Source organism: Acidimicrobiales bacterium, assembly GCA_041394265.1.
GTDB lineage: Bacteria > Actinomycetota > Acidimicrobiia > Acidimicrobiales > SZUA-35 > JBBQUN01.
The window spans coordinates 4,831,578-4,857,119 of record JAWKIO010000005.1; the positions used below are offsets into that span (position 1 = coordinate 4,831,578).

Sequence of the window (25,542 nt, forward strand, 5' to 3'; positions counted from 1 at the left end):
ACTCACGTCAGACCGAGCTGCTCGCGGAACCAAGCCACGTCGTTGGCCACGTCGAGCGTGGGTCCCGGCATCGCTGCGGCCATGCGCGGCCCGGTCGATTGTTCGAACTCGACCAGTAGCCGCTCGAGCTGTTCTCGACGCGTCGGGTCGGCGGCGGCCTCTCGCGGCGTGACTCCACCCAGCGCCGGGACCTGTTCGTCGAGCCAGCGCACTCGGAACTGGCGAGACAACTCCTCGTTGAGCGCTGCCATGACTGCGTCTTCGTTCGATCCGTCGACGCTCGACATGACCCGGTCGAGAGCTTGGTGGTCGAGCATCTCGTCGAGCATGCCGGGCCGACGCACGATCGTCGGCGGAGCCAACAACGCCCCGATGTAGGCACAAAGTTCGAACGGATCGCCGTCGGCGCACAGATCGAGGAGCGGTTCCTCGCGCCCCGTTGGTACGCCGATCACGCTCCCGAGGAGCTGGTGCGCCTGGCCGTCCGGAACGACCCGAGCGCAGATCCGGGCGCCGACGACGGCGTCATGGCTGAAAATGCGTTCCCGTACCTGATACTGATCGCCTGTCGCGAGGTCACGCACGACGAGCCCGGTGCCGGGTTCGACGCTGAGAATCTCGTGCACGCTCCGAGTGACGGTGACCCAGGCGGATGCGAGGAGGTACTCGTCCGGCGGCAGCAGCGCACCACGATCTACCAAGAAGCGCCGGAACAGTCCGCCTTCGTTGAGGGCGGCATCGAAGATGATCGGATCGTCGAACGCTGCGTCGACCCGCTCGGCGAGATCGTCCATGAGATCCGGCCATTCCGGGGACGGGTGGGGGGAACCCGTCACGTAGCACTCGATCAGGCTCGGCACGAGATTCCGTGTCTCACCAACCGAGTGCTCCATCCAGAGCGTTGCCTTCCGGGCCAACCAGCCGACACGATCTGGCAGCGGCGGAAGCTCGCCAGCGGCACCAAGGTGGCACTTCTTGTACTTCTTGCCGGAGCCACACCAGCATGGATCGTTGCGCCCCAGCTCGCCACCTCCTCGCCCCAGCCGAGCGAACTCCTCGGCGGTTTCGATGGCCTCCGGCGGGTCGACGAGTTGTTGCCAGTGCTGGAGCGCCCTTCGCGCGTCACCCCGGTCAAAGTGGTACCACCCGAGCCGTTCGATGGCTGGACCGAGTCGAGGCTGGGCGTCGAGCGCTCGCCGAAGGTGTGACTCGGCGAGCTCAGGTTCGGAGCATCGTTCGTAGAGCACAGCGGCCAGGTATTCGGCGGTTGTGATTTCACGTGGCCGATTGGCCACAGCCGTCGCTCGATGCACGAGGTCGAAGACGTACCCCGGGCTGCTGGGCCGGAGCCGTTCCTGCTCGTCGTCCCTCGACAACGGGCGATCGATCAGCGCGTCGGCGAGGAGGTCGACGAGTTCGGAGTCGGCGCAGGCCGCAAGGCTCTCTCGGACCTGTTCGACCGTCGCATCGGGATCGTCGAGGACACGAACTGCCGCAAGGAGCGGCCGGTAGACGGTCGGATCATCCGACATGTTCACCACGGTGCGGACGCGGTGAGAGACGAGCGCATTTCGCCAGGTTTCGTCGCTGTCGGCGACCTCGCTGCCGTCAACGTCGAGGTCGAGGGCGTCGCACACCTCCAGGAGTGGCGCCATGGGTCCGTCGAGCACGGGTCGCCGATGGAACGACAGCCAGAGTCCCAGCTGCTCACCGCTGACGGGGAGTCCGGGCTCGGCATGTTCGTCGCCATAGGCGGCAGCGACCGCTTCCATCATCTCGTTGGTGACGGGCAGCTCGTCGTCGATCGGGGTGATCTCGACCGTGCCGCGCAGCGGTCCGAGACCATGGTCGAGGACCGTGATCTCGGTGGGTCTCACGGCCAAGAGCGTGCCGGCGGGCCATTGATCGAGCCAGTCGTCCGGCGCATGCCATGCAGTGTGGCCGCGCTCGACCGAAAACGGTTCGAGCATGACGCCGGTGGTAGTCGTGACCTCATGCAGACGCGAAAGCGCACCGAGGTCGAAACCGACCGCCAGTGCGCTGGTTCGTTTTTCGGCTTCGCTCAGTCGGTGGGTGAAGGTCACGCCGGTGACGGTGTCGGGCACATGGATCGTGAGATCGCCCGGCAGCCAGTGCATCCAGGTCGTCAGCATCTCGTCGACGATCTGCTCGAGCAAGTCGTCTCGCTCGTCGGAATCAGACAGACCCAGGCGTTGACGTGTCAGCTCGAAGTGGTCATCGACCAAGATCCCCGGTTGCTTCCGAAGCACCTCCATCAACACTTCAACGATGTGCCGCTCAGACTCACCCAGGGTCTCACTCACTCGAGCAGACTACGCCCCATCAGCAGGCCGCGCATCCCCGTCAAAGCCCGAGCGGTGTCGAGCAACCGAGCGGCAGGCGCCGCAGGCCCGTCAAAGCCCGAGCGATGCCGCAGTGCCACTATTCGAGCGGCAGGCGCCGCAGGCCCGTCAAAGCCCGAGCGGTGTCGAGCAACCGAGCGGCAGGCGCCGCAGGCCCGTCAAAGCCCGAGCGGTGTCGAGCAACCGAGCGGCAGGCGCCGCAGGCCCGTCGAAGCCCGAGCGAAGCGAGGTGAACGCTTTGACGGAACCAGGATGAGCCTCGGCGGAGCCGAGCCCTGGCCCTTGGTTGCCGCAGGCACGAGCTTTGACGGAACCAGGATGAGCCTCGGCGGAGCCGAGCCCTGGCCCTTGGTTGCCGCAGGCACGAGCTTTGACGGAACCAGGATGAGCCCGGCGGAGCCGAGCCCTTGGTTGCCGCAGGCACGAGCTTTGACGGAACCAGGATGAGCCTCGGCGGAGCCGAGCCCAAGCCCCTGGTTGCCGCAGGCACGAGCTTTGACGGAACCAGGATGAGCCTCGGCGGAGCCGAGCCCAAGCCCTGGTTGCCGCAGGCACGAGCTTTGACGGAACCAGGATGAGCCTCGGCGGAGCCGAGCCCTGGCCCTTGGTTGCCGCAGGCACGAGCTTTGACGGAACCAGGATGAGCCTCGGCGGAGCCGAGCCCAAGCCCTTGACTGCCGCAGGCACAACGGTTGCCGCAGGCAAGATGACTGCCGAAGGCACTACGCCTGCCGCAGGCACGAGTCGCAGGCATGACTAAATGATGCGGCTGTCGTGGCCGGCCCAGTACTCGTCCTTGAGGATGCGCTTGTAGAGCTTGCCGGTCGGGTGACGAGGCAACTCGTCTCGGAAGTCGACGGTGCGGGGGCACTTGACGTCGGCGAGGTGCTGGCGGCAGTAGGCGACGAGTTCGGCGGCGAGTTCGGGAGATCCCTCGAAACCTTCGGCGGGCTGCACGATCGCCTTCACCTCTTCGCCGAAGTCGGCGTTGGGCACGCCGATCACGGCGACGTCGAACACCGCAGGATGCATGGTGAGGATGTTCTCGGCCTCCTGCGGATAGATGTTCACCCCGCCCGAGATGATCATGTAGGCCTTGCGGTCGGTCAGGTACAAGAAGTTGTCGGCGTCGAGCTTGCCGACGTCGCCGAGCGTGCTCCAGCCCTTGTCGTTGCGCGAGCTCTGGGTCTTCGCCTCGTCGCCGTGGTACTCGAAGCTGGCGCCACCCTCGAAGTAGATGGTGCCTTCCTCGCCCACAGGCACCTCTTCACCGTCTTCGCCGACAATGTGCACCGTGCAGTTGATGGGCGTGCCGACGGTGCCCTTGTGGCCGAGCCACATCTCGGAGTTGCAGTAGACGAACCCGTTCCCCTCGGTGCCGGCGTAGTACTCGTGAATGACGGGACCCCACCATTCGATCATCTGCTCCTTGACCGCAACGGGGCACGGAGCCGCAGCGTGCACGCACATCTGCAGGCTCGACACGTCGTACTTGGCCCGGACTGACTCGTCGAGCTTGAGCATGCGGACGAACATGGTCGGGACCACCTGCGTGTGGGTGATCGAGTACTTCTCGATGTTCGCCAGGTAGAGCTCGGGGTCGAAGCGGTCCATGACCACGACGGTGGCCCCGTTGACGTGGCTGCCCATGCAGAACCGCAATGGGGCGGCGTGATACAGCGGAGCAGGCGACAGGTAGACCGAGTCGGCGGTCATGCCGAAGATCAAGCCGAGCATGCCGGCCACGCTGTGGGCCGCCGACTCGAGCGGTTCGGTGGTCCGCGCCGGCACTACACCCTTCGGCTGACCAGTGGTGCCCGAGCTGTAGAGCATGTCGGCGCCGGCGATTCGGTCGGGGAGGGGCTCGGCGGGCTGTGTGGCAACGGCGTCTTCGTAGCTGTCATAGCCGTCGATGGTGCCGTCGAGCATGAGTCGAGTGGTGACCCCCGGGGTCGCCCCGATCAACGCCGCGGCCTGCTCCTGCTTGTAGAGCGAGGTGATGAAGACCTTCGCCTCGCAGTTGTTGATGATGTAGACCATCTCCTCGGTGGTGAGACGCGAGCTCATCGCCGTGTAGATCAGCCCGGCATAGTGCGCGCCCCAGGCGATCGGCAGGAACCGAGGATGGTTCTCCATGCAGAAGGCGACGTGGTCGCCCGGCTTCAGGCCGAGGGAGTGGAACAGCTGGGCGAGGCGGTTGGCTTCGGCGTCGAGCTGGGCGTAGGTGATGGTGTCCCCCGTGGCGGCCATGATGATGGCGGGCTTGTCGGGGGTGGTCTGGGCATGGGCACCGGGATACATGGCCGGGAAGGTAGCAGGGAGGCTTCGGGCGGAGCGAATGTGGTGACGTGCGGGAACGAGTGTCACCATGCGCCGGTGACTGCATTGTTCGTGCCCGACGGTGACCGACTCTTGCCCACGCCCTACACGGGGGGTCCGTGGCGAGCGGACGCCCAGCATGGCGGCCCGCCGTCGGCCATCCTCGGCCGCTCGATCGAGGCCGTCGTGGAGCCAGGTGAGCGGATCGCTCGGGTGGCGATCGAGTTGGTGCGTCCCGTCCCGCTCGTGCCGCTTCGCGTAGTGGCCGAGCGCGTTGGCGTTTCACGCCGTGTCGCCCACGTCGAAGCCCGGATCGAAGTGGCCGACGGCGGCGAGCGCGACGGCCAGGTCGTCGCGACGGCACGTGGCCTGTTGCTCGCAACGACAGCGATGCCGGACCCCGGCTATGCGGCCGATGAGGCCGAGGCGCTGATCGGACCCGAGGCCGCCGTCCCGGCACCCGACTGGGCGACTGGCGCCGAAACGATTGGCTACCACAAGGACGCGGTGGAGCACCGGCCGGTCAGCGGGGGCTTCGGCGCTCCAGGCCCGGCTGACCAGTGGATCCGCCTCCGTGGTCCGCTCGTCGAAGGCGAGCACACCTCGCCGTTGTGCCGACTGCTGGCCGTCGCCGACTTCGGGTCGGGCATCTCGTCGATCTTCGACTTCAGCGCCGGTGTGGGTCTCATCAACGCCGACATCACCGTGGCGGTCCACCGCGAGCCCATCGGCGACTGGATTCGCCTGCAGTCGACCACCCGCATCGGACCCGACGGTGTCGGCTTGTGTACGACGATCTTGTCCGACGAGCACGGGCCGGTCGGCACCGGGCTGCAATCGTTGCTCGGGGTTCTCGGGGCAGACTGAGCGAATGCCATCGCTTTCCGGTCCTGACCGCGCGGTCGTCGTCGATCTGCGCTCCGACACCGTCACCCAACCCACCGACGCGATGTGGGATGCCATGCGGTCGTCTCCGCTCGGAGACGACGTGATGGGCGATGACCCGACGATCAACGAACTCGAGGCGTTCGCCGCCGACCTGCTCGGGAAGGAGGCCGCCGTCTTCGCCAGCTCGGGCACGCAGTCGAACCTCATCGGCATCCTCGCTCACTGTGGCCGGGGCGACGAGTACCTCGTCGGCCAACACGCACACACCTATCGGATGGAGGGCGGGGGAGCGGCGGTGCTCGGGAGCGTCCAGCCCCAGCCCATCACCAACCAGCCCGACGGCACCCTCGACCTCGACGAGGTGCGGGCCAACATCAAGCCCCACGCCAATCCGCACTACGCCATGTCTCGGCTGCTGGCGCTCGAGAACACCTGGAACGGACGGGTGTTGTCGCTCGACTACCAACAGCGTGCCGGGGAACTGGCACGCGAGCACAGGCTCGGATTCCACCTCGACGGCGCCCGCTTCTTTCACGCCGTGGTCGCACTCGGTTCCACTCCGGCCGAGGTCGCCGAACCGTACGATTCGGTGTCGATCTGTCTGTCGAAGGGACTCGGTTGCCCTGTGGGCTCGCTGCTCGTCGGCTCCGAGGCGTTGGTCGCCAAAGCCCGACGCACTCGCAAGATGGTGGGCGGTGGTTTGCGTCAGGCCGGCGTCATCGGCGGCGCCGGTCTCTACGCCCTGCAGCACAACGTCGAGCGAATGGCCGACGACCATCGGCGGGCTCGCAGGTTGGCCGAAGGACTCGCAGCGATCGACGGCATTCGAGTCGACCTCGACGCTGTACAGACCAACATGGTGTTCGTCGACGTCGACGGCGACCCGAACGATCTGGTCCGCCACGCTGGCGAGCACGGCATCAAGCTCCTCGTGGCATACGGCCGGAATCTGCGGATGGTCACCCACCTCGACGTCGACGACGACGACATCGCCAAGGTCATCGACGTCATCAGCAGCTGGCGTACCGCTACTTCTGGAGGTGCACGATGATCGACCCCACCACGAAGCGCTCCCTCGGCCAGATGATCAAGGGCGTGCAAGTCGTCGGCGCGAGCCACGACGGCGTCCACCGGGCCTACACCTCACACTGGGTCAGCCAGATCTCGTTCGAAGAACCGATCGTGATGGCCTCGGTCAGTCCCAAGCACGACACCTATCCGCTGATGGTCGCGTCGGGCCGCTTCACCGTCTCGATCCTCGCTGCCGATCAGGTCATGGCCGGCCAGTACTTCTCGTATCCCGGTCGCAAGTTCAAGTACGTCGCCGACGAACTCCTCACGCTCGACGACGACGGCCTGCCGATCGTGCCCGACGCCATCGCCTACCTCACCTGCGAGGTGTTCGACCGGATCGAGCGCTTCGACCACGACCTGTTCCTGGCCAACGTGGTCAAGACCGTCGAGGGCCGCTTGTCGGAGCCACCGCTGCTCTACTCGGCCCGGCATGGATGGCGGACGACCGGTGAGAACGCCCGGGAGAAGGGCGTGTCGATCCGTGACCAGCTGCTCGAACGCGTGGCCGAACTCGACGACTGACGGCAACGAACGCTCGACCAGCGCCGAGCCCGGCTTGACCGAATGGTCAAGAATCGGTGCCGCGATCTACGATGCGCGCCATGACTGCTCTCGACAATCCCACCGAGGTCAGCGCCGACGAAGCACGCGTGAATGCGCTCATCGATCAGCTGCTGGCCGAGAAAGACCCGAAGACCACCGACGTCACCGAGTTCCTCGGTCACCAATTCGATCTCGGCCTGGCCTGGGTACACTTCCCCGAAGGCCGGGGCGGCCTCGGTCTCGGTCCGAAGCTCCAGATCACGATCAACAACCGGCTGGCCGCAGCGGGCGCCACGTCGCCCTACTACCGCAACCCGATCGGGTACGGCATGGGTGCACCCACCATCGTTGCGCACGGCAGCGATGACCAGAAGGACCGCTACCTGCGCCCACTCTTCACCGGTGAAGAGGTCTGGTGCCAGCTGTTCTCCGAGCCCGATGCCGGATCCGATGTCGCCGGCTTGTCGAGTCGGGCGGTCAAGGACGGCGACGAGTGGGTCGTCAATGGCCAGAAGGTCTGGACCTCGCTCGCCCACCGTGCTCGCTGGGGCATGCTGGTCGCCCGAACCGATCCCGATCAGCCCAAGCACAAGGGCCTCACCTACTTCGTGGTCGACATGAGCGCCCCCGAGGTCGAGGTGCGGCCCCTGCGTCAGATCACCGGCGAAGCCGAGTTCAACGAGGTCTACTTCACGGACGCTCGCATCCCCGACAACGAACGACTCGGCGAGGTTGGCGACGGCTGGCGAGTGGCGATCACCACGCTCATGAACGAGCGGGTGTCGATCGGTGGCACCGTGCCCGAGAAGGGGAGCGGCACCATCAGCGTCGCCGTCCGGGCCTACAAGGACAACCGCGACCGCTACTCCGAGATCGACCACGTGAACAAGCGGGCTCGTCTCATGGAGCTGTGGGTGCGAGCGGAAGTCCACCGCCTCACCAACGCCCGTGCATCGTCGAACCGCAAGACCGGAACGCCGGGTCCCGAGGGTTCGGTCGGCAAGCTCGAGGCGGCACTCCTCAACCAGGCCATCTACGAGTTCACGCTCGAGGCGCTCGGCCCCGACGGCATGCTCTTCGGCCAGTACGACCACGGCGACGAGCAGCCGGTCACCTCGGCTGCGTTCAGCTCGCCGCAGCAGGCGTTCCTGCGTAGCCGGGCGAACTCGATCGAGGGCGGCACGACCGAGGTCATGAAGAACATCCTCGGCGAACGGGTGCTGGGTCTTCCCGGTGACATCCGGGTCGACAAAGATCTGGCGTGGAGCCAGGTCCCACGTAGCTGACGCACCGTGTGAGCGGTCTCGGGGCACTGACCCCGAGGCCGCCTCACCGCAGGATCAGGTGTGGATGCGGTCGGAGGTGGCCGATGTCGTTGAGACTGCGCACCGATCGATCACCGCTCGAGGCGATCATGAAGCGGTTGATGCTGGTGTAGTCGGGATTGAAGAACAGTCGGGGCGGCAGGCCGAGCACCGACGAGGCGTAGGCGTTGATGACGCCGCCGTGGCATACGACCACCACTCGCTCACCCCGGTGGCGGGCCACGATCTCGGTGAGCGACCGGTTGACAGCATCGAAGAACTCGGAGCGGTCGCTGACGCCCTCCGATGCGACGTAGCTCTTCCACTGTTCCTTGTCGGCGCGGAGGTCTTCGAGCGGGATGTAGGAGGGGTCCTCGGCATCGAACTCGCGGACCTCGGGCACGACCGTTGCGTCCATGCCGAGCACCGACTCGAGCGGACGTGACGTTTCGCGTGCCCGCGCCATCGGACTCACGTAGAGGGCGTCCAGGACCTCGATGCTCATCCATTCGGCCATCGCTTCCGCCTGGTGCACCCCGGCTTTGGTGAGGCCCGGATCAGCCCCACCAGCTGCACCTTCGACTCGTTCGGGTCGGGCGTGGCGGATGAGGATCAACTCCATAGTCGGCGGACCCTAGACGAGGAGCAACCCATCGGGAAATCCGCTGACTAGCATCGTCGACGTGCATCGACGTACAAAGATCATCGCAACCATCGGGCCGGCCTCCGACGACGAAGCGGTCATGGTCGACATGATCGAGGCGGGCATGGACGTCGCCCGTCTCAACCTGTCACATGGCACCCTCGACGACTCGACCGCTCGGTTCAACCGGGTCCGTTCGGCGTCGGCCACCGTCGGCAAACATGTCGGCATCCTCGTTGACCTCCCCGGTCCGAAGGTCCGTATCGGCAAGCTCGCCGATCCGATCGAGTTGGCCGAAGGTGACGAAATCGACCTCACGCCCGGCACGGCCGACGATGTCAGCACGAAGCAGCTGTTCACCGTCGACTACGCCACCCTGCTCTCCGACCTACAGACCGGTGACCGTCTCGCCATCGGCGATGGATCGATCGTGCTGCAGATCATCGGCTACGGCAACGACGTACTCCGAGCCAAGGTGCTCTACGGCGGACGGACCCAGGGCCGCCCCGGGCTGCACATCCCATCCGACCGCCTCAAGATCACGACCCCCACCGACGAAGACCTGCGCCTGCTCGACGCCTTCGTCGAGGTCGGCACCGACATGGTTGCCCTCTCCTTCGTGCGCTCGGCCCACGACGTGCGACGTGTCGGCCTCGAACCGGCGCCGCGCGGCCCCCTTGTCGTCGCCAAGATCGAAACTCGTGCGGCGGTCGAGAACCTCGACGGCATCATCACCGCCTCGGGTGCGGTCATGGTCGCTCGTGGCGATCTCGGCTCCGAGTGCAGCATCCAGGAACTGCCGCATCTGCAGAAGGACATCATCGCCCGCTGCATCGCACTCGGCCGTCCCGCCATCACCGCCACCCAGATGCTCGAATCGATGATCACGGCACCATCACCCACTCGCGCCGAGGCATCCGATGTCGCCAATGCGGTGTTCGACGGCACGTCGGCGGTGATGCTCTCGGGTGAAACCGCCGTCGGCAGCGACCCGGCCCACGTGGTGGCCACGATGGCGGCCATTGCCACTCGGGCCGACCAGGAGTTCAACTACGACGGCTGGGCCCACACCATTCGCCGCGACCGGCTCTCAGAACCGCAGAGTCTCGATGCCGCCGTCACCGATGTCATGACCATGGCCACGTGGCGCGCCGCGTCGGAAATGGGCGTCAAGAACATCATCTGCATCTCCCGGTCAGGCTTCACGGTCCGGGCGATCGCCCGATTCCGACCGAAGGCCCGCATCCTTGGCTTCAGCCCCGAGGAGCGCACGCTCCGACAGCTGTCGATGAGCTGGGGCGCCGAGCCGATCCTGATCGATCGCATCGATGACAACGACTCCACCGTGTTGAGTGCAATGGCGAAGGCGAAGGAGTTGGGCCATGTGCGGACCGGCGACATCGTCGCCGTTCTCGGCGGGAGCACCGCCACCATCGGCGCCACCGACACGCTGCGCATGGTGCGCTGCCCCTGACCCTTCTGCTCTCCTCATGGGGCCACGACGTGGTTGAATCGTGACATGTCGGTGAAGGACGAGGCCCGATCGTTGCGCGAGGAAGCGCTGGCGCTGCGCAACTCGATGCGCGGCTTGCGCCGCCGGCGAGTTGCCTTCGTCTTCTCCGGTGGCGGCAACCTGGGTGCCGTGCAGGTCGGCATGGTCAAGGCCCTCCTCGACGAAGGCATCGAGCCCGATCTCGTGGTCGGGAGTTCTGTCGGTGCCATCAATGCAGCAGCCTTGGCGGCCGAACCCGGCAGGCACGGGCTCAAGCGGTTGGAGCGAATGTGGGGCCGCATGGCCGATGGCCGGCCCGAGATCATGCCCCACTCGTTCCTCCCGGTCGCCGTCGAGATGGCGCGCAAGGGACAGGCACTGCACGACCCGGCGCCACTGCATCAGCTGCTCAATGAGGAATTGTTGTGCGACACGGTCGAAGAGCTGCAGATGCCGTTCGCCTGTGTCGCCACCGATCTCGAGACCTCCGACGAGCACTGGTTCGAAGCGGGACCGCTGATCCCCGCGCTGCTCGCCTCCTCCGCGCTCCCGGCGGTGTTCCCGCCGGTCGAGATCGATGGACGGCGCTACATCGACGGCGGTGTGGTGCGCGAGGCACCAGTTGCGAAGGCGCTCGAGATGGGCGCCACCGATATCTACTTCTTCCACCCGGGGCACCTCGGCGGGCGGCGGTTCGAGGCCAAGCGACCGTTCGATGCGGCCATCCATGCCTATTGGACGCTTCGCTATCGCCGGATGCTCGACGATCTCGACGAAGTGGCAGGTGAATGCGAGCTCATCGTGCTCCCCACCGGTGTGAAGCCCCGGCTCCGATTCGACGACTTCTCCAAGGGACGTGAGCTGATGTCGTTGTCGTACGACGCGAGTTTGCACTTCCTACGGACCGGCGAGACGGTCGAGCCGGTCGAGTTGTGGAGCGGGCGGGGCCGTGACGACGACGAACGCGAGCCTGATGGCTCCGACGGGCTCACGCTCGGATAGGTTCGCCGCCATGAGCGACATCCGCCTGTCCGGTACCGGACCTCCAGAGACGATCCTGCCCGCCGAGGATCCGGCCATCGTGTCGGCGATCGAAGCTGCCCTGCGGCTCCCCGACGACGAGCAGCGAGCTGCGCTCGCCGACATCGTCGCCTCGGCTCCACGATCGCTGCTCGGGTGGGCCCACCTCGGTGAACTGGGGCGCGACGACATCGAGCAATACGCCGCCTTCCGAGTGGGCTACCACCGGGGCCTCGACACCTTGCGGCAGAACGGTTGGCGGGGCTCGGGGTTCGTCCGCTGGGAACACCCCACCAATCGTGGTTTCCTCCGTGCCCTTGCGGGGCTGGCCCGCGTTGCCGGACGCATCGGTGAGCACGACGAGTTCGAGCGCTGCGAAATCTTCCTTCGCCAACTCGACCCCACCTGGTCCGACTCCTTCCTCGGCTGACCCGGTGATCGCCGCCATCCTGGCCGGGGGCGCCAGTACTCGGTTCGGAGCGGACAAGGCCCTCGTGATCGGCCCCTCGGTGCGCGACGCACTCCGGTCGGCCGACTGCGACCCGGTCGTGCTGGTCGGCGGCACAGCGGGACCGGCGCTCGGGCTCATCACCATTCCTGACCGGCGCCCTGGTGAGGGACCGCTCGCCGGGCTGGCGACGGCGCTGTTGTGGGCCGGGCCCGAGCGGGTGCTGGTCGTTCCCTGCGACCTGCCGAATCTTCGCTCCGACGACCTCGCCACGTTGCTCGACGCAGCCGCCGAGCCGGGGATTGCACCAGATGTCGCCATCGTGGCCACGGTCGACGGCCGGCCCCACCACTCGGTAGGTATCTGGCCTGGTTCGGCCGGTCGGGCGCTCTGGCAGTCGGTCGAGAAGGGGGAGCGAGCCTTGCGCCACGCGCTCGACGTGGTGTCGTGGCGAGGCGTCGAGCTACGCCCGGAGGCCGTGGTCGATGCCGACACCCGTGCCGACCTGCACCGGGGTTCGGGCGCTCCGCCCGATTAAGATCACTCTTCGTGCCGGAACTGATCACCGACGAAGTCGCCTTCCACGCCGTCCTCGAGCAGGCGGCCGCCCACGACCGGTACGCCATCGACACCGAGTTCCACCGCGAGAAGACCTACTTCCCGCAGGTGGCGCTGGTGCAGTTGGCTTGGGCCGATCAGGTCGCACTCATCGACCCGCTCGCCGTCGATCTCGGCCCGATGGCCGAACTCCTCGACTCCGACAGCGTCTGTGTGATGCATGCCGGCACCCAGGACCTCGAAGTGCTCGACCTGGCCTGCGGGACCGTTCCGACCACGTTGTTCGACACCCAGGTCGCCGCCGGCTTCCTCGGGATCGCCACGGGCTCGCTCGCGTCGCTGCTCGACATCTACCTCGGCGTGCAGCTCGCGAAGGGCGACCGCCTCACCGACTGGCTCCAGCGACCCCTCACCAACGACCAGCTCGCCTACGCCGCGGGCGATGTCGATAACCTGCTCGACCTCGCCGGACTGCTGGAGGGCCGGCTCGCCGATCTCGGGCGGCTCGAATGGGCGCTATCGGAGTGTGAGCTGGTCCGCACCAAGCCTCGGGGCCGCCGGGCACCCGAGGACGCCGTGCATCGCATCAAAGAGGCCCGTTCGCTCAAGGGCAAGACCGCCCGGGTCGCCAAGGCGATCGCTGCGTGGCGTGAGAACCGGGCAGCCGAGGCGAACGTACCGGTGCGCCAAATCCTTCCTGACATCGCCGTCGTCGGCATCGCCCAGCAGACTCCCAAGTCGGTGCGCGACCTCGAACGGATTCGGGGCCTCGACGGTCGTCACCTCCGAGCCGGCGCCGCCGACGAGCTCCTGGCGGCGGTCGGCGAAGGTCTCCGGGCCACCGACGACGCTCCCAAGGTCCGCGAGCCCAGCTTGTCGAAAGACCTTCGTCCCGTCGTCACGCTGGTCACGGCCTGGATCTCGCAGCTGGCTCGAGACCACCAACTCGATCCGGCGCTCTTGGCCACCCGGTCCGATGTCGAGGGCTTGTTGGCCGACAATCCGGCCAGCCGGCTCCACGAAGGCTGGCGTGCCGCCATGGTCGGCGAGCCGATCCGACAATTGGCACGGGGTGATGCCGCACTCGCCTTCATCGGTGACGGGCGACTCACCCTCGAGGCGAGGAGCCACCAGCCGCTCCACTAGAGGCGACGTGGCGGCGGTGCGAAACCAGCGCGATTGAGGTTGCAGAGGCGAACTGGGGCGAGTTCTTGGTATGACTCGCTCATGTGAGGTCATTGCCCCTACACTTCAGCTTTGACCTGCCGCCGGACCAGGTGGCACTACTGCATCGCGATTCAGGAGCGTGGCCCGTGAAAAAAGGGCGTCATCGCAGATACGAAGAGGCTCGGGCCCTGAAGCGCTCGAACCCCGCTGACGACATTGAATCCTTGATGGATCGGCTCGAAGACGATCCCTGGGACCTCCCCGTCACCTCGGCAGCCAGCCGAGTCGGCGAAGAGGACGATGACGACGACTACTACGACGACTGAGCCATCGTCGCCCGACCGAACGACTGCCCGGTGCCTCGGCGCCGGGCAGTCGGCGTTTTGACCATCCGCTTTGATCATCCACCCACCGCACCGCCACGCCGAGGTTGCCCGATGAAGCTCGAATCGATCACCACGTACGTCACCGTGCCACCGACGGGCATTGGTGGGTCCTACTGGGTCCTGCTCGAGCTGCAGACCGATGATGGTCTGACGGGCGTCGGCGAGTGCTATGGCATCCCGGTCTCCGGGGACATCGCTGCGGCGATGGTGGTCGACACCTTCGACCGGTTCATCGCCGGCGAGGATCCCCATCGGGTCGAGACGATGTTCCGTCGGGTGTATTCCGCCGGGTTCACCCAGCGGCCGGACCCCACGATGATGGCGGTCTTCTCGGGCATCGAGATGGCCGTCTGGGACATCCTCGGCAAGGCTGCCGGAGAGCCCGTGCACCAATTGATCGGTGGGCGTTTCCACGATCGGCTCCGGACCTACACCTACCTCTATCCCGGTCCCGACGGCGCCGACGTGTACCACGACCCCGACGCCGCAGCTGCCCGTGCCCTCGACTACCTCGAGCTCGGCTTCACCGCCATCAAGCAGGATCCCACCGGTCCGTACAGCTTCCAGGGCGGCCGAGAACTTTCACTCACCGAGTTGGCGCGGAGCGAGGCGAACGTTGCGGCGCTTCGGGAGGCGGTCGGCGACCGGGCCGATCTGCTCTTCGGAACTCACGGGCAGATGACCACGTCGTCGGCCATCCGCCTCGCCCGCCGGCTCGAACGGTTCGACCCGCTGTGGTTCGAAGAACCGTGTCCGCCCGATCAGATGGCAGCAATGGGGCGCGTGGCGGCAGCGACCTCCATCCCTGTCGCCGCGGGGAGCGGCTCACCACGCGGACCGAGTTCCATCAGCTGCTCCAGCAGGGAGTCTCGATCGTCCAGCCCAACGTGGGTCGAGCCGGGGGCATCTGGGAGATGCGCAAGATCGCCATCCTGGCCGAACTGTTCAACGCCCAACTCGCACCGCATATCTACTGTGGACCCATCGCTCATGCCGCTGCTGCCCACGTGGCCTTCGCCAGCCCCAACTTCTTGATCCTCGAGACGATCCAGACCTCGTTCCACGACGCCGTTGTCCGTCGGCCGCTCAAGTGGGACGCCGGCTACCTGCTCGCCCCAACAGCACCGGGCCTCGGGGTGGAGTTGGACCTCGACACCGTGCTCGCCCATCCCTACTCGAGCGGCGGACGGCTCCACCTCGAGATGACCCAGTCGGTCGTCGACTCCGCCAACACGAAACTCACGTCCGAACTCGACTGACCCACTGACCCTCCCAGCCCCCAGCCAAAACCCATCGCAACTTTGGAGAGTTGATGCCGCTCAGGGGTGTCAACTCTCCAAAGTTGCGTGAGGGGTTGCCTGTCGCTCGAACGCGTGTAAACGTATACGAATGCAAGCAAGAGTAGATGACCTTCTGTTGGAGATCGCCTCACGCCAACACGGGCTGTGTACGAGAAGCGACCTGATCACCATCGGCCTCCGCTCCAGTGCCATCCAGCGACGAGTCGAACGGAGGTCGCTGGCGGTCGTGCAACGAGGCATCTACCTCGTCCCTGCGCTTGCTGGACCGCTGACCGAGCTCGCCCTCCCAACGCTGCTCGTTCGTGGCAGCGCACTCAGTCGGCGGACCGCTGCACAGCTGCACTCGCTCGCCCTCCCTCGGTCGCCGCAGATCGACCTTGCGGCACCACTCGGCGCACACCGTCCAACGATTGCCGCCGTCAAGATCCACCGCACCGGCCACCTGCCGGCGGTCGACGTCGCCGACGTCAACGGACTTCGGGTGACCACGGCGGAGCGAACGCTCTGCGACTTGGCCGCCGTCCTGCGGCCAGCGCACTTTCGCTTCGTCGCCGAGCGGGCGATCCTCGATGGCACCTGTACCGTCGAGGATCTCGCCGCCTGCCGATCCGCCTTCGTTCGCCGTGGTCGAGGTGGAAGCGCCTCGCTGAACGTGTTCGTCGATGCGCTCCTCGAAGAAGATGGCCCCGATGCCTCCGCGCTCGAGAAGTTGCTGCAGGGTGTGCTCGAGCGTTTCGCGATTCGGGGATTCATCCAGCAGTTCCAGCCACCGTGGTACGACGGCGTCCGCGGCGTGGTCGACTTCGCCCACCTCGAAGCTCGCATCATCCTCGAAGCCGACTCGCGGCGGTGGCACGCCACCACCCAGGCAATGGCCGAGGATCGACGGCGGGATCGCCTTGCCCAACAGCACGGCTGGATCGTCCTGCGCTTCACCTGGCACGAGCTCAAGCAACGACCGGCCGCCGTTGCCGCCGAGATCCGAGCGCTCGTGACCGCTCGCCGGCAATCTCCCGCCGCCTGACCCCGCATTCGCCGCAACTTTGGGGGATTGACACCTGTGAGCGGCATCAACTCTCCAAAGTTGCTGTGGGTGGGATCGAGTGCGGTGGGGTGGGTTGGTCAGAGGTTGCCGGTCTCGTCGAGGATTTCGCCGAGCTTCACGATCTCGGATTCGAGAACAACACCGATGAAGTTGCGCTCACCGTCGGTGACAGCCATCACGGTGGAATGGTTGGCCTCCATGGCGGTCACGACGTCACGGAGTGACCAGCCAGGGTTGGCGGTGTGGTCGGTGGCTTCGAGTACTTCGGCGACGGTGGTGGTCTCCCAGTCGTCACGCTCGATCTGGGCGCAGCTCTCGACCGAGCACAACCCGAGGTAGGTGTTGCCATCGACGACGGGCACCACTCGCTCGCGCCGACCGAGCGCGTGGATCCAGACGAACTCCGACACCGTGGCGTCGGGTGGCACGGTCAGCACGTCGGTCGTGAGCGCCGCGGCGAGCGGCATGGTCAGCCGTTCCTCGAGGTGTCCGAGACGTTCGACTCGCTGACCGGCGCTCACCGAATGCGGACCGGCGACGAGCTGCGAGACTGCGGCGGCGATCAGCGCCGGCACGACGGCCGAACCCGAGTTGGCCGTCGACTCGGCGACGAACATCACCGCAGCGATCGGGGTGCGATAGCCGGCGGCGAGGAAGGCGGCGAGACCGAGTACCGGCAACAGCGCCGACCCGTTGGGGTCGACACCGAGGTCGGAGAGCCCGAGTCCGACGAGCTTGCCGAGCAAGACGCCCTGCACGGCCAATGGGATGAAGAGGCCGCCGGTACCGCCACCGAGGATCGTGGTCATGGTCGCCGCGATGCGGAGCACGAAGATGATCGCCACCGCCTGCAGCGTCTGGTCCTCGGCGAGCCATTCGACCACGCTGACACCCGGGCCGAGCGTGAGCGGCTGGTCGAAGAGTTGCACGGACAGCAGCGCCAGCAAGCTGAGTGCGGTACCACCCACCACGACCCGGACAGCCGGCGAGGTCTGCTTCGACAGCTGCTTGGTGCGCCGCACCAGCGCTGCGTACATCCGACCGCCCAGCCCGGCGCCGAGCCCGATCGCCAGCGCAGCGACGAGGTCACTGGCCTGGAGCGGCCGCCCGAAGACCTGACCGAGGAGGGGCTCGGGATGGTTGAGCGGCATCGAGATGAACGTCAGGTACGCCGACGCCGAGGCGACCAGCGACGGCAGCAGGGCGCGGTGAGCGAGGTCGTCGCGATAGGGCGCCTCGAGCGCGAAGAGCACCCCGGTGGCAGGGGCCTGGAACACAGCGGCGACACCGGCCGCAGCGCCGGCGGTCAGCAGCAGCTTGGCCGAACCTCGCCCAAGCCATCGGTCGAGGCGCTTCGCCGTCTCGAGACCGAAGACCGAGCCGGTGTAGATCGAGGGGCCTTCGAGCCCGAGTGCGCCACCGAACCCGATGGTGGTGACGCCGGCCAGCAACCGGGCGGGCAGCTTCGCCGGAGGGAGGGTGGGATGCCGCATGTGGTAGGCGGCGATGTACTCGTCGGACGTGGAGTTGGTGGCGTTGTTGCCGAGCTTGGCGAGGATGATCGCCGTCAGCGCCAGGCCGACCAGGGGAGCGAGCGTCTGGACCAGCAGACCCTGGTGCGTGATGCGCTCGAGCACACCGGCGACCGTGATGTACTCGAAGAGTGAGACGACGACGCCCACAGTGACGCCGAGCAGTACGGAAGCGCCGAGAAGGCGCGAATGCTTGGCCTCGGGCGCCAGTGACTGCACAAAGGAAAGCACGCTTCGCAGGATGCCGCACCGGAACTGCCAAGAGGTGGCTCTCGCAAAATTCGCGTCAAGAAGTCGTCAGACCGACCGTCCGGGACGACACCAATCCCCCGCTAGCGGCCGAGGCGGACCGGGGTCTCGCGCATCAGCGCATCGAGCTCGACGGCGAGCCGTTCGTAGATCGCGGCCCCAACCAATTCGGTCAGCTCGTCCTGCGCCGTGACGTACAGCGGCTCGACGTTGTGATACGCAGCGGGCTCCTCGCTGCACCACCAGTGGAAGTCGAAACCACCCTCACCCCAGTCCCGACGTTCCCACGCTCGGACGAAGACGGTGTCGTGGCCGTAGTCGTCGGTGTGGATGTCGAGCCGGATCGGCACCTGCCAGCACACGTCGGGTTTCCAGTCGAGCGGCCGCTGACCGAGCTGGAGTGCCTTGGCGTGCAAGGCACAGCCAGGTCCGCCGGGATGGTCTTCCCGATTGAGGAAGATGCAGGCGCCGTCGACCTTACGCGTGACCCATGCACCTTCTTTGTTCTGCTTGAAGGCGCCACCCTTGCGGATCGAGCGGCGTCGGTACTGCCAGTCATCGTCGGTCAGCAGCGCCGCGTAGGCCGCAGTGCTCTCGAGATCGGCATCGTCGGAGAAGTGCGCACCGTGGACGCAACAGCCGAGCGCCTCGGCTCGTCCAGCCGGCAGGGCGCCAGGCTCGTCGGCGATCGATGGGCACCCCTGGCCGTAGATGCAGTGGAAGTTCGACAGCAGGAAGGTGACATCGAACATCCAGGTGTCGCCCTGGTCGTCGTGGAGGGAGATCCAACGGTGAGCATCGGCGGGTGGCAGGCCGTCGCCGGCGGTCGCTGGCATCGAGGGGTCATTGGGGGGAACCACCGTGGGAGGGTACCGTGCCTGCCATGCCGGGTGAGTACGACGAGCGATTCGCAGACATCGCCGAGCGGTTGCGCTCGATCAGCGAAGAACTGAGTGAGCTCGGACTCGGTGCGCTGCGTGAGGCCGTCGCCAACGGGGCGACCGAGCGTCCGCCGGTCGAGAAACCGATCGCCGCCGCCCGCCGGGCCGTGGAGAAGGCCATCCGCTCCCTCGACACTGCGTAGCAGGAGCGGCACTGCGTAGCAGGAGCGGCACTGCGTAGCAGGAGCGGCACTGCGTAGCAGGAGCGGCACTGCGTAGCAGGAGCGGCACTGCGTAGCAGGAGCGGCACTGCGCTCTCAGAGCCCGCTGGCCAGTTCTGCCAGATCGCACAGGTTCGCGTACACGTGCAGCTTGCGCGCTCGGCCAACGAGGTGCTCGTCACCGAGTACCTCGTTCGCACCGAACAGCGAATTGATCGCCGAGCGAACGCCATCATGGTCACCGTCGAAGGCCAGCTTCTCGAGGTGCTTCGCCGTGCTCGCAAGCTGATGCTGCAGGCCGATCTGTTCGTCGCGATCGACGTCGAAGCCCTCTGCCGACAGTGTGCGGTGCAGATCCCACACCCAGAACGCAGCCTGGAAGCCTGCGGCGATGGGGAGCGGCTCGCTCCTCGGGGTCGGTGCCTTCTCGTCGGACCACGACGTTCTCGGTACGTGTCGGACCCAGTGAGCGATCTGGTCGATCACTTCTGCCGTTCGCTCCCGTTCTGGGACGGCCGGAAACCTGATCTCGGCCCACCGACGAGCGCCGACCATCCGGGGGGTCGGACCTCCGCACCTGCTCCTCGTCGGCTCCGAATCGGATGGATGGGCGGAGCAGCAGAACGTCCAGAAAGCGGCGCGTCGTGCAGCGCCACAGGACATCGGCACCAGAAGCGATTGCCGGCGAGACCACCACGCCGGTGGCGCCGTAGGAGTGGACGAGTCGCTCGACGTCGGCGCTGACCACTGCGTCGGGGGCATCCCTTGGGGCGTCGAGCATGGCGAAGTGAAACGTGGTGCTCGGTCCGCTCTTCGCCCCTGCGGCGACGAGCGGACCGACAATCGAGCGCCACGTCGTGTCGGCTCCAGTGGCGCCGATGATCACCATGCGTTGGCGCGGTTCGAGCGCGCCCCGGGTTCTTGGAACTCGGCGAACAGGTTCGCTCATCGTCGCTCACTTTCACGGGTAGTGGGCCCGTCCGTGGGCGTCGATTCGACTGCTTCGACATCCTTGCAGCATGAGCGCCCGCCTGTCCAGCGTGGGGCTCGGATGGGCGAAGCCCGGGACTGCGGAGTGGTGTGGCTGCGGAGGGACGGAGCAGCTCCGAGCGTGGGGCTCGGATGGGCGAAGCCCGGGACTGCGGAGTGGTGTGGCTGCGGAGGGACGAAGCAGCGCCGAGCGCGGGGCTCGGATGGGCGAAGCCCGGGACTGCGGAGCAGTCCCTAGTCAGAGAGCATGTCGGCGTTCTCGGGTTCGAGGTCGTGGAACATGCCGGTGGTGACGCGGGCCTTGGACTCGGCGAGTTCGTTGATCCGCATGATGAGTTGGTTGAGCCGGGCGAAGCTGCGGTCGTTGAACTCGAGGGCGATGCGGGGAAGGGTCACGTGGTCGTCGGTTTCGACCTCGGCGTTGGTCACCTCGATGGGCTCGATGGCGCCGTCGACGATGATGTCGCCGAACTCGTCGTTGAGCCGTGCCAGCGCCTCCGACGACACGGGCGTGTTGGTCCGGATCACGAGGCGGCGACCGACGTAGCGCATGGAATGGAAGCACGAGTAGTAGTCGGCGATGTAGTCGGCGGCCGCTTCGGGGTCGTGCGTGTGGAACACCAGCGACGTGTCGACGTCGCCGATCATCCCGTTGGCGAGCAGGCCTTCCTCGACGAACCGCAGCAGCGATGACCAGTAGTTCGAACCTGGATGGTCGAGCATCACGATCGGCGCGGGGTAGGCCTTGCCGGTCTGGATCAGCGTGATCAACTCGAAGGTCTCGTCGAGCGTGCCGAACCCACCGGGCAACAAGACGAACCCGTCGCTCTCCTTCATGAAGAACAGCTTGCGGGTGAAGAAGTAGCGGAAGGTCGCGAGCTTGGGATCTCGATCGATGATCTCGGAGGCCCGCTGTTCGAACGGCAGCACGATGTTGACGCCGAAGCTGTTCTCGACGCCGGCACCTTCGATGCAGGCGGTCATGATGCCGGGCCCGGCACCGCTGATGATCATCCAGTCGCGTTCGGCGATCTTGGCTCCGAAACTGCGGGCCAGCTCGTAGTCGGGGTGATCGGGTGAGGTGCGGGCCGACCCGAAGATCGTGCACTTCGCTCGGCCCCGATAGGGGGAGAACACCCGCCAGGCGTTGAGCATCTCGACCATCGACTGCGAGGCAATCTTGAGTTCGAGACGATCGACCTCGGCCGCGTCCATGTCGAGCGCGGTCACGATCATCCGGCGGACCAGATCGTCGTTGTTGTCACGACCGACCGCCGCCGTGAGCTCGCTCAGCAGGCGGTCGACCTGTCCTTCGCCGTACATACTCCGAGCTCGTGGTGCGCTCATCCTGGTGGCCTCCGAGTGCCTCGCCGGTGAGGGCGGGTCACGCTAGATGGTGTGGTCGCTCCAGGGTGACACACTCGGAGCGTTCAGGTGTGCACGATGTCACCGACTCGTTCGTACAGCGTCGTGCGCTGCACCAGGCGTCGGCCGATCGGTTCGACCAGCGCCCGGAAGTCGTCGACCCCCACGTCGGTGCCGTGCGACGCTCCCGCAGCTCGCGAGATGTTCTCGTCCATCAACGTGCCGCCGACATCGTTGCAGCCGGCCTGGAGTAGCTGGCGGACAGCGTCGAAGCCGATCTTCACCCAGCCGGACTGGATGTTGGGGATGTCGTTGCGATAGGCGATACGGGCAACGGCGTGGACGAGCAGGTTCTCGCGGAACGTCGGTCCTCGCCGAGCCTTCTTCTGCAGGTAGATCGGCGCCGCCATGTGGACGAACGGGAGACCGACGAACTCGGTGAAGCCACCCGTCTCGCGCTGCAACGCGCGCGTGGCGAGGAGGTGTCGCACCCAGCTCTCGGGTTGCTCGACCGCTCCGAACATGATGGTCACGTTGGAGCGCAGCCCCACGCCGTGGGCCGTGCGATGGGCGTCGAGCCATTCCTCGGTGTCGATCTTGTCAGGACACAGCAACTGCCGCACCGGGTCGTCGAGGATCTCGGCCGCCGTGCCCGGCAGCGTCTTCAAGCCGGCGTCCATCAAGCGTTGGAGGTACTGGTCGAGCGGCTCACCCAACCGCTTGGCCCCTTCAGTCACCTCGAGTGCGGTGAACCCGTGGATGTGCATGTCGGGACAGGCTTCGTGCACGGCGCGGGCGACGTCGATGTAGTAGTCGCCGTCGAAGTCGGGGTGGATGCCGCCCTGGAGACACACCTCGGTGGCGCCGACCTCGTGGGCCTCGACAACTCGCCGTTGCAGCTCCTCGAGCGTGAGCAGGTACGGCTTGCCTCGAAGGTTCAGGCTCAGCGGACCCTTGGAGAACCCGCAGAATCGGCACTTGAAGGTGCAGACGTTCGTGTAGTTGATGTTGCGGTTCTTCACGAACGTGACGTCGTCGCCAACGATCGTCTGCCGCAGCTCGTCGGCCACCTCCGCGATCGCCGCGACCTCGGGACCGCGGGCTCGGAAGAGGGTGAGCAGTTCGTCCTCGCCGACCTCGTCACCGTTGCGCACGCCGTCGAGTACGTCGGCGACCGGACCGTCGAATCTCGGACCCGCGCCGCGGCCGGTGACCATGGTGGGTGGCGTGACCGGCGCACCGGAGTACCACTGGGTCGATCGGTCGCCGATCAGGATGACGTCGGCACCGTCGTCGCCCGTGGTCACGAACTCGGCTCGCTCCGGGAACACCGCACCGGGATCATCCCGCGCCATTCCTTCGGCGTCGGAGCGGTCGAGCACGGTGAAACGTAGCGACGGGTCGAGCCAACGTCCTTCCGCCGGCGAGTCGGCGGTCGGGCTGAGTTCGGCCAGTGCGAACTCGGGATAGATCGTGAGGCGTGGCGCCAGTGTGAAGCCCGCACCCTCGGTGACCTCGCGCAGACGATCGAGCGCAGGCCATGGGCGCTCGGGGTTGACGTGATCGGCCGTGACGGGTGAGACGCCGCCCCAGTCGTCGATGCCGGCAGCGAGCAACGGGGCGAAGTCGTCACTCAGGTTCGGCGGCGCCTGCAGGTGCACATCGATGGGAAGGATGAGTCGGGCCAGTGCGATCGCCCGCCGGTACGGCTCATCGGGTGCTGGCGCGTGCTTCCACATCGCCGTCCCCGCCTTGGGCAGGAAGTTCTGCACGATGACCTCTTGCACGTGACCATGCCGGGCGTGACTGTCGGCGATGGCAAGCAAGGCGTCGATGCGGTCGGCCTCGTTCTCGCCGATGCCGACAAGGATCCCGGTGGTGAACGCGATGCCGAGTTCGCCGGCCGCCTCAAGCGTGGCCAGGCGTCGGTCGGGCACCTTGTCGGGGGCGTTGGCGTGCGCCGCGAGATCGGTGCGGAGCGTTTCCAGCATCATCCCCTGACTGGGGGCGACTGGCCGGAGCACCGCCAGTTCCTCGGGGTGGAGGGCGCCGGCGTTGGCGTGGGGCAGGAGTCCGGTTTCGTCGATGACGAGGCGGGCCATGGCCGCCAGGTAGTCGACGGTCGAGTCGAAGCCTCGTTCGGCCAGCCAGGCCGCGGCTTGTGGGTAGCGCAACTCGGGTCGCTCGCCGAGGGTGAAGAGGGCCTCGTGGCAACCGGCGCGAGCGCCCTGCTTGGCGATCCGCACGACCTCGGCCGGCTCGAGGAACGGAGCGTCGAGTCGGGCCGGCGGCTGGGCGAACGTGCAGTACCCGCACTGGTCACGACACAGCATGGTGAGGGGAATGAACACCTTCGGCGAATAGGTGATCCGATTGCCAAAGGCGCGATCGCGGCGCGATCGGGCACGAGCGAGCAGTTCGTCGGTGCTGAGCTCGGTGAGTGCGTGAGCTGCTGCCGGGGTGGCGGGGGCGTCGATCACGCTGGTGGCGTTGGACTGAGGATTCAAGGTGAAACACTTCCTGCCTCGATGGGCGGATGGGCGAGGGAGCCGGCCTGGCTCCGAACTTTCCCGGGCGTGACGGCTTCATTGCAGGTCGGGCACGACACGTGCTGTTCGAGCGGCGTGCCACACGCCTCATGCACGAGCACGACGGGTGGGTTGCCGTCGGCGTACCACTCGTCACCCCACTTCATGAGCGCGATCAGGGCCGGCGAGAGATCGGCTCCCTTGGCCGTGAGCCGGTAGTCGTAGCGAGCCGGCCGTTCCTGGTAGGCCACTTTCTCGACGACACCGTGTTCGACGAGACGTTTGAGCCGGTCCGACAGAAGGTTCTTCGCGATCCCGAGATCGTCGACCAGGTCGGAGAAGCGGCGCACGCCACGGAACAGGTCACGGAGCACCAGGAGCGTCCAGCGGTCACCGATCACATCGAGCGTCGCTTCGATCGAGCATGCCTCGTGAGTGCCGGATGTAGCCATCGGCGGCAACGTAGACGAGTCGGTTGCAAATCACAACTTGCTCGAATGTGAACGAGACCAAGATCGAGTCGTCGAGGTCTCGATTCGGTCTTGCACTATGATCGAACACATGTTCGTTCGCACGACGGCAACCACCGAGCGGTGCCCGATCCAGGGGTCGCTCCTCACGATGGGCGAGCCCGGTGTCCCCGTTTCCGTCGGTCCGCTCCGTCGGATCGACCTCGATCACGGCGCTTGGATCGATCACGCGCCGGGATGGCTGCCGGGCGCCGACGCCTGGTTCGATCGCCTGGTGTCCGGCCTCACCTGGCAGCATGCACGGCGCCCGATGTACGACCGAGTCGTCGACGTGCCGCGACTGATCTGGTCACACGATCAACCCGACCTTGGGCCAACCGAACTCCAGGTCGTCGAGCACCTGCGTGCTGTCGCCTCGAAGCTCGCCGACCACTACCGGCGTCCCCTGCCGCGGCTCCATGCCAACTTCTACCGAGACGGTGATGATTCGGTCGCCTGGCACCCTGACTCCGTCGATTGCCCGAGCGACGCACTCGTCGCGATCGTCTCACTCGGAGCTGCTCGCACGTTTGCCGTCCGCCCACTCGGCGGTGGATCCACCCACCGATTCCAACTCGGGCGAGGCGACCTCCTCGTGATGGGCGGGACCACACAGCAGTACTACGAACACGGTGTCCCAAAGGTGGCGATGGCAGCACCCCGCATCAGCGTGATGTTCCGGAGTTGACCTCCCGATGGCGGTCATCGACCCCGCC

Annotated in this window: 21 protein-coding genes and 1 pseudogene; 13 read left to right on the forward strand and 9 right to left on the reverse strand. The window is 66.5% G+C overall.

Annotation, left to right across the window (positions count from 1 at the left end):
- Window positions 1-2: 2 nt before the first annotated feature.
- Together R2733_23130 and R2733_23135 are read right to left on the reverse strand one after the other, a co-directional pair.
- Entirely contained in the window at window positions 3-2,324 is a 2,322-nt protein-coding gene (locus tag R2733_23130) for an SEC-C domain-containing protein (protein MEZ5379413.1), read from the reverse strand.
- A gap of 795 nt (window positions 2,325-3,119) precedes the next feature.
- On the reverse strand, window positions 3,120-4,664 hold the full coding sequence (locus R2733_23135; GenBank protein ID MEZ5379414.1) for an AMP-binding protein: 1,545 nt from the start codon (window positions 4,662-4,664) through the stop codon (window positions 3,120-3,122).
- 75 nt (window positions 4,665-4,739) lie between these two features.
- Here R2733_23135 and R2733_23140 point away from each other — a divergent pair, with 75 nt between their 5' ends.
- The 4 genes from R2733_23140 (at window position 4,740) to R2733_23155 (ending at window position 8,473) form a co-directional block, all read left to right on the forward strand.
- Window positions 4,740-5,549, forward strand: coding sequence for a thioesterase family protein (locus R2733_23140; protein MEZ5379415.1), 810 nt, complete (start codon window positions 4,740-4,742; stop codon window positions 5,547-5,549).
- 4 nt (window positions 5,550-5,553) lie between these two features.
- A complete protein-coding gene (ltaE, locus tag R2733_23145; GenBank protein ID MEZ5379416.1) occupies window positions 5,554-6,621 on the forward strand; it encodes a low-specificity L-threonine aldolase in 1,068 nt (355 codons plus the stop codon).
- On the forward strand, window positions 6,618-7,166 hold the full coding sequence (locus R2733_23150) for a flavin reductase family protein (GenBank protein MEZ5379417.1): 549 nt from the start codon (window positions 6,618-6,620) through the stop codon (window positions 7,164-7,166). Before ltaE ends, R2733_23150 begins: the two co-directional genes overlap by 4 nt.
- A gap of 80 nt (window positions 7,167-7,246) precedes the next feature.
- Window positions 7,247-8,473 carry an acyl-CoA dehydrogenase family protein gene (locus tag R2733_23155; GenBank protein ID MEZ5379418.1) on the forward strand — a complete coding sequence of 409 codons (1,227 nt, stop codon included), beginning with the start codon at window positions 7,247-7,249 and terminating at the stop codon, window positions 8,471-8,473.
- A gap of 43 nt (window positions 8,474-8,516) precedes the next feature.
- On the opposite strand, the gene R2733_23160 is transcribed toward R2733_23155, so the two are convergent.
- Entirely contained in the window at window positions 8,517-9,113 is a 597-nt protein-coding gene (locus tag R2733_23160; GenBank protein MEZ5379419.1) for a histidine phosphatase family protein, read from the reverse strand.
- Between the two features lie 61 nt (window positions 9,114-9,174).
- Between R2733_23160 and pyk the strand changes: the two genes are divergently transcribed.
- The 7 genes and pseudogenes from pyk to R2733_23195 all read left to right on the forward strand — a co-directional run bounded on the left by pyk (window position 9,175) and on the right by R2733_23195 (window position 16,530).
- Window positions 9,175-10,608 carry a pyruvate kinase gene (gene pyk / locus R2733_23165; GenBank protein ID MEZ5379420.1) on the forward strand — a complete coding sequence of 478 codons (1,434 nt, stop codon included), beginning with the start codon at window positions 9,175-9,177 and terminating at the stop codon, window positions 10,606-10,608.
- 45 nt (window positions 10,609-10,653) lie between these two features.
- Window positions 10,654-11,628, forward strand: coding sequence for a patatin-like phospholipase family protein (locus tag R2733_23170; GenBank protein MEZ5379421.1), 975 nt, complete (start codon window positions 10,654-10,656; stop codon window positions 11,626-11,628).
- Window positions 11,629-11,638: 10 nt separating this feature from the next.
- Window positions 11,639-12,076 carry a DUF3151 domain-containing protein gene (locus R2733_23175; GenBank protein ID MEZ5379422.1) on the forward strand — a complete coding sequence of 146 codons (438 nt, stop codon included), beginning with the start codon at window positions 11,639-11,641 and terminating at the stop codon, window positions 12,074-12,076.
- Between the two features lie 4 nt (window positions 12,077-12,080).
- Window positions 12,081-12,632 (forward strand): molybdenum cofactor guanylyltransferase, encoded by a 552-nt coding sequence (locus R2733_23180; protein ID MEZ5379423.1) that lies wholly within the window; start codon window positions 12,081-12,083, stop codon window positions 12,630-12,632.
- Window positions 12,633-12,643: 11 nt separating this feature from the next.
- Window positions 12,644-13,798 (forward strand): HRDC domain-containing protein, encoded by a 1,155-nt coding sequence (locus tag R2733_23185; GenBank protein MEZ5379424.1) that lies wholly within the window; start codon window positions 12,644-12,646, stop codon window positions 13,796-13,798.
- A 458-nt stretch (window positions 13,799-14,256) separates the two neighbouring features.
- Window positions 14,257-15,464, forward strand: a pseudogene (locus R2733_23190) (mandelate racemase/muconate lactonizing enzyme family protein).
- A gap of 130 nt (window positions 15,465-15,594) precedes the next feature.
- Window positions 15,595-16,530, forward strand: coding sequence for a DUF559 domain-containing protein (locus R2733_23195; protein ID MEZ5379425.1), 936 nt, complete (start codon window positions 15,595-15,597; stop codon window positions 16,528-16,530).
- Window positions 16,531-16,628: 98 nt separating this feature from the next.
- On the opposite strand, the gene R2733_23200 is transcribed toward R2733_23195, so the two are convergent.
- Window positions 16,629-18,314 (reverse strand): chloride channel protein, encoded by a 1,686-nt coding sequence (locus R2733_23200; GenBank protein MEZ5379426.1) that lies wholly within the window; start codon window positions 18,312-18,314, stop codon window positions 16,629-16,631.
- A gap of 101 nt (window positions 18,315-18,415) precedes the next feature.
- Window positions 18,416-19,192 carry a hypothetical protein gene (locus R2733_23205; protein MEZ5379427.1) on the reverse strand — a complete coding sequence of 259 codons (777 nt, stop codon included), beginning with the start codon at window positions 19,190-19,192 and terminating at the stop codon, window positions 18,416-18,418.
- Window positions 19,193-19,215: 23 nt separating this feature from the next.
- On the opposite strand from R2733_23205, the gene R2733_23210 reads away from it, so the two are divergent.
- Complete coding sequence (locus tag R2733_23210; GenBank protein ID MEZ5379428.1) at window positions 19,216-19,416, forward strand: hypothetical protein; 201 nt, start codon at window positions 19,216-19,218, stop codon at window positions 19,414-19,416.
- A 114-nt stretch (window positions 19,417-19,530) separates the two neighbouring features.
- Here the strand turns inward: R2733_23210 and R2733_23215 are convergent, their stop codons facing one another.
- The 4 genes from R2733_23215 to R2733_23230 all read right to left on the reverse strand — a co-directional run bounded on the left by R2733_23215 (window position 19,531) and on the right by R2733_23230 (window position 24,769).
- Window positions 19,531-19,920: a hypothetical protein gene (locus R2733_23215; protein MEZ5379429.1), complete on the reverse strand. Its 390-nt coding sequence runs from the start codon at window positions 19,918-19,920 to the stop codon at window positions 19,531-19,533.
- 738 nt (window positions 19,921-20,658) lie between these two features.
- Window positions 20,659-21,771 carry an LOG family protein gene (locus R2733_23220; protein MEZ5379430.1) on the reverse strand — a complete coding sequence of 371 codons (1,113 nt, stop codon included), beginning with the start codon at window positions 21,769-21,771 and terminating at the stop codon, window positions 20,659-20,661.
- A gap of 83 nt (window positions 21,772-21,854) precedes the next feature.
- Window positions 21,855-24,296 (reverse strand): 5-amino-6-(D-ribitylamino)uracil--L-tyrosine 4-hydroxyphenyl transferase CofH, encoded by a 2,442-nt coding sequence (gene cofH / locus R2733_23225; protein MEZ5379431.1) that lies wholly within the window; start codon window positions 24,294-24,296, stop codon window positions 21,855-21,857.
- A complete protein-coding gene (locus R2733_23230; GenBank protein MEZ5379432.1) occupies window positions 24,293-24,769 on the reverse strand; it encodes a helix-turn-helix domain-containing protein in 477 nt (158 codons plus the stop codon). The genes cofH and R2733_23230 overlap by 4 nt, the downstream gene beginning before the upstream one ends.
- Window positions 24,770-24,878: 109 nt before the next feature.
- On the opposite strand from R2733_23230, the gene R2733_23235 reads away from it, so the two are divergent.
- Window positions 24,879-25,514 (forward strand): alpha-ketoglutarate-dependent dioxygenase AlkB, encoded by a 636-nt coding sequence (locus tag R2733_23235; GenBank protein MEZ5379433.1) that lies wholly within the window; start codon window positions 24,879-24,881, stop codon window positions 25,512-25,514.
- Window positions 25,515-25,542: the final 28 nt, after the last annotated feature.

What these genes read in the sequence shown, in the direction of transcription:
- R2733_23150 (MEZ5379417.1), top strand. Translation starts at nt 6,618, where the DNA reads ATGATCGACCCCACCACGAAGCGCTCCCTCGGCCAGATGATCAAGGGC.
- R2733_23155 (MEZ5379418.1), top strand. Translation starts at nt 7,247, where the DNA reads ATGACTGCTCTCGACAATCCCACCGAGGTCAGCGCCGACGAAGCACGC.
- R2733_23230 (MEZ5379432.1), bottom strand. Translation starts at nt 24,769, where the DNA reads ATGGCTACATCCGGCACTCACGAGGCATGCTCGATCGAAGCGACGCTC.
- R2733_23160 (MEZ5379419.1), bottom strand. Translation starts at nt 9,113, where the DNA reads ATGGAGTTGATCCTCATCCGCCACGCCCGACCCGAACGAGTCGAAGGT.
- R2733_23195 (MEZ5379425.1), top strand. Translation starts at nt 15,595, where the DNA reads ATGCAAGCAAGAGTAGATGACCTTCTGTTGGAGATCGCCTCACGCCAA.
- ltaE (MEZ5379416.1), top strand. Translation starts at nt 5,554, where the DNA reads ATGCCATCGCTTTCCGGTCCTGACCGCGCGGTCGTCGTCGATCTGCGC.
- R2733_23135 (MEZ5379414.1), bottom strand. Translation starts at nt 4,664, where the DNA reads ATGTATCCCGGTGCCCATGCCCAGACCACCCCCGACAAGCCCGCCATC.
- R2733_23170 (MEZ5379421.1), top strand. Translation starts at nt 10,654, where the DNA reads ATGTCGGTGAAGGACGAGGCCCGATCGTTGCGCGAGGAAGCGCTGGCG.
- R2733_23210 (MEZ5379428.1), top strand. Translation starts at nt 19,216, where the DNA reads ATGCCGGGTGAGTACGACGAGCGATTCGCAGACATCGCCGAGCGGTTG.
- R2733_23235 (MEZ5379433.1), top strand. Translation starts at nt 24,879, where the DNA reads ATGTTCGTTCGCACGACGGCAACCACCGAGCGGTGCCCGATCCAGGGG.
- R2733_23175 (MEZ5379422.1), top strand. Translation starts at nt 11,639, where the DNA reads ATGAGCGACATCCGCCTGTCCGGTACCGGACCTCCAGAGACGATCCTG.
- R2733_23220 (MEZ5379430.1), bottom strand. Translation starts at nt 21,771, where the DNA reads ATGAGCGCACCACGAGCTCGGAGTATGTACGGCGAAGGACAGGTCGAC.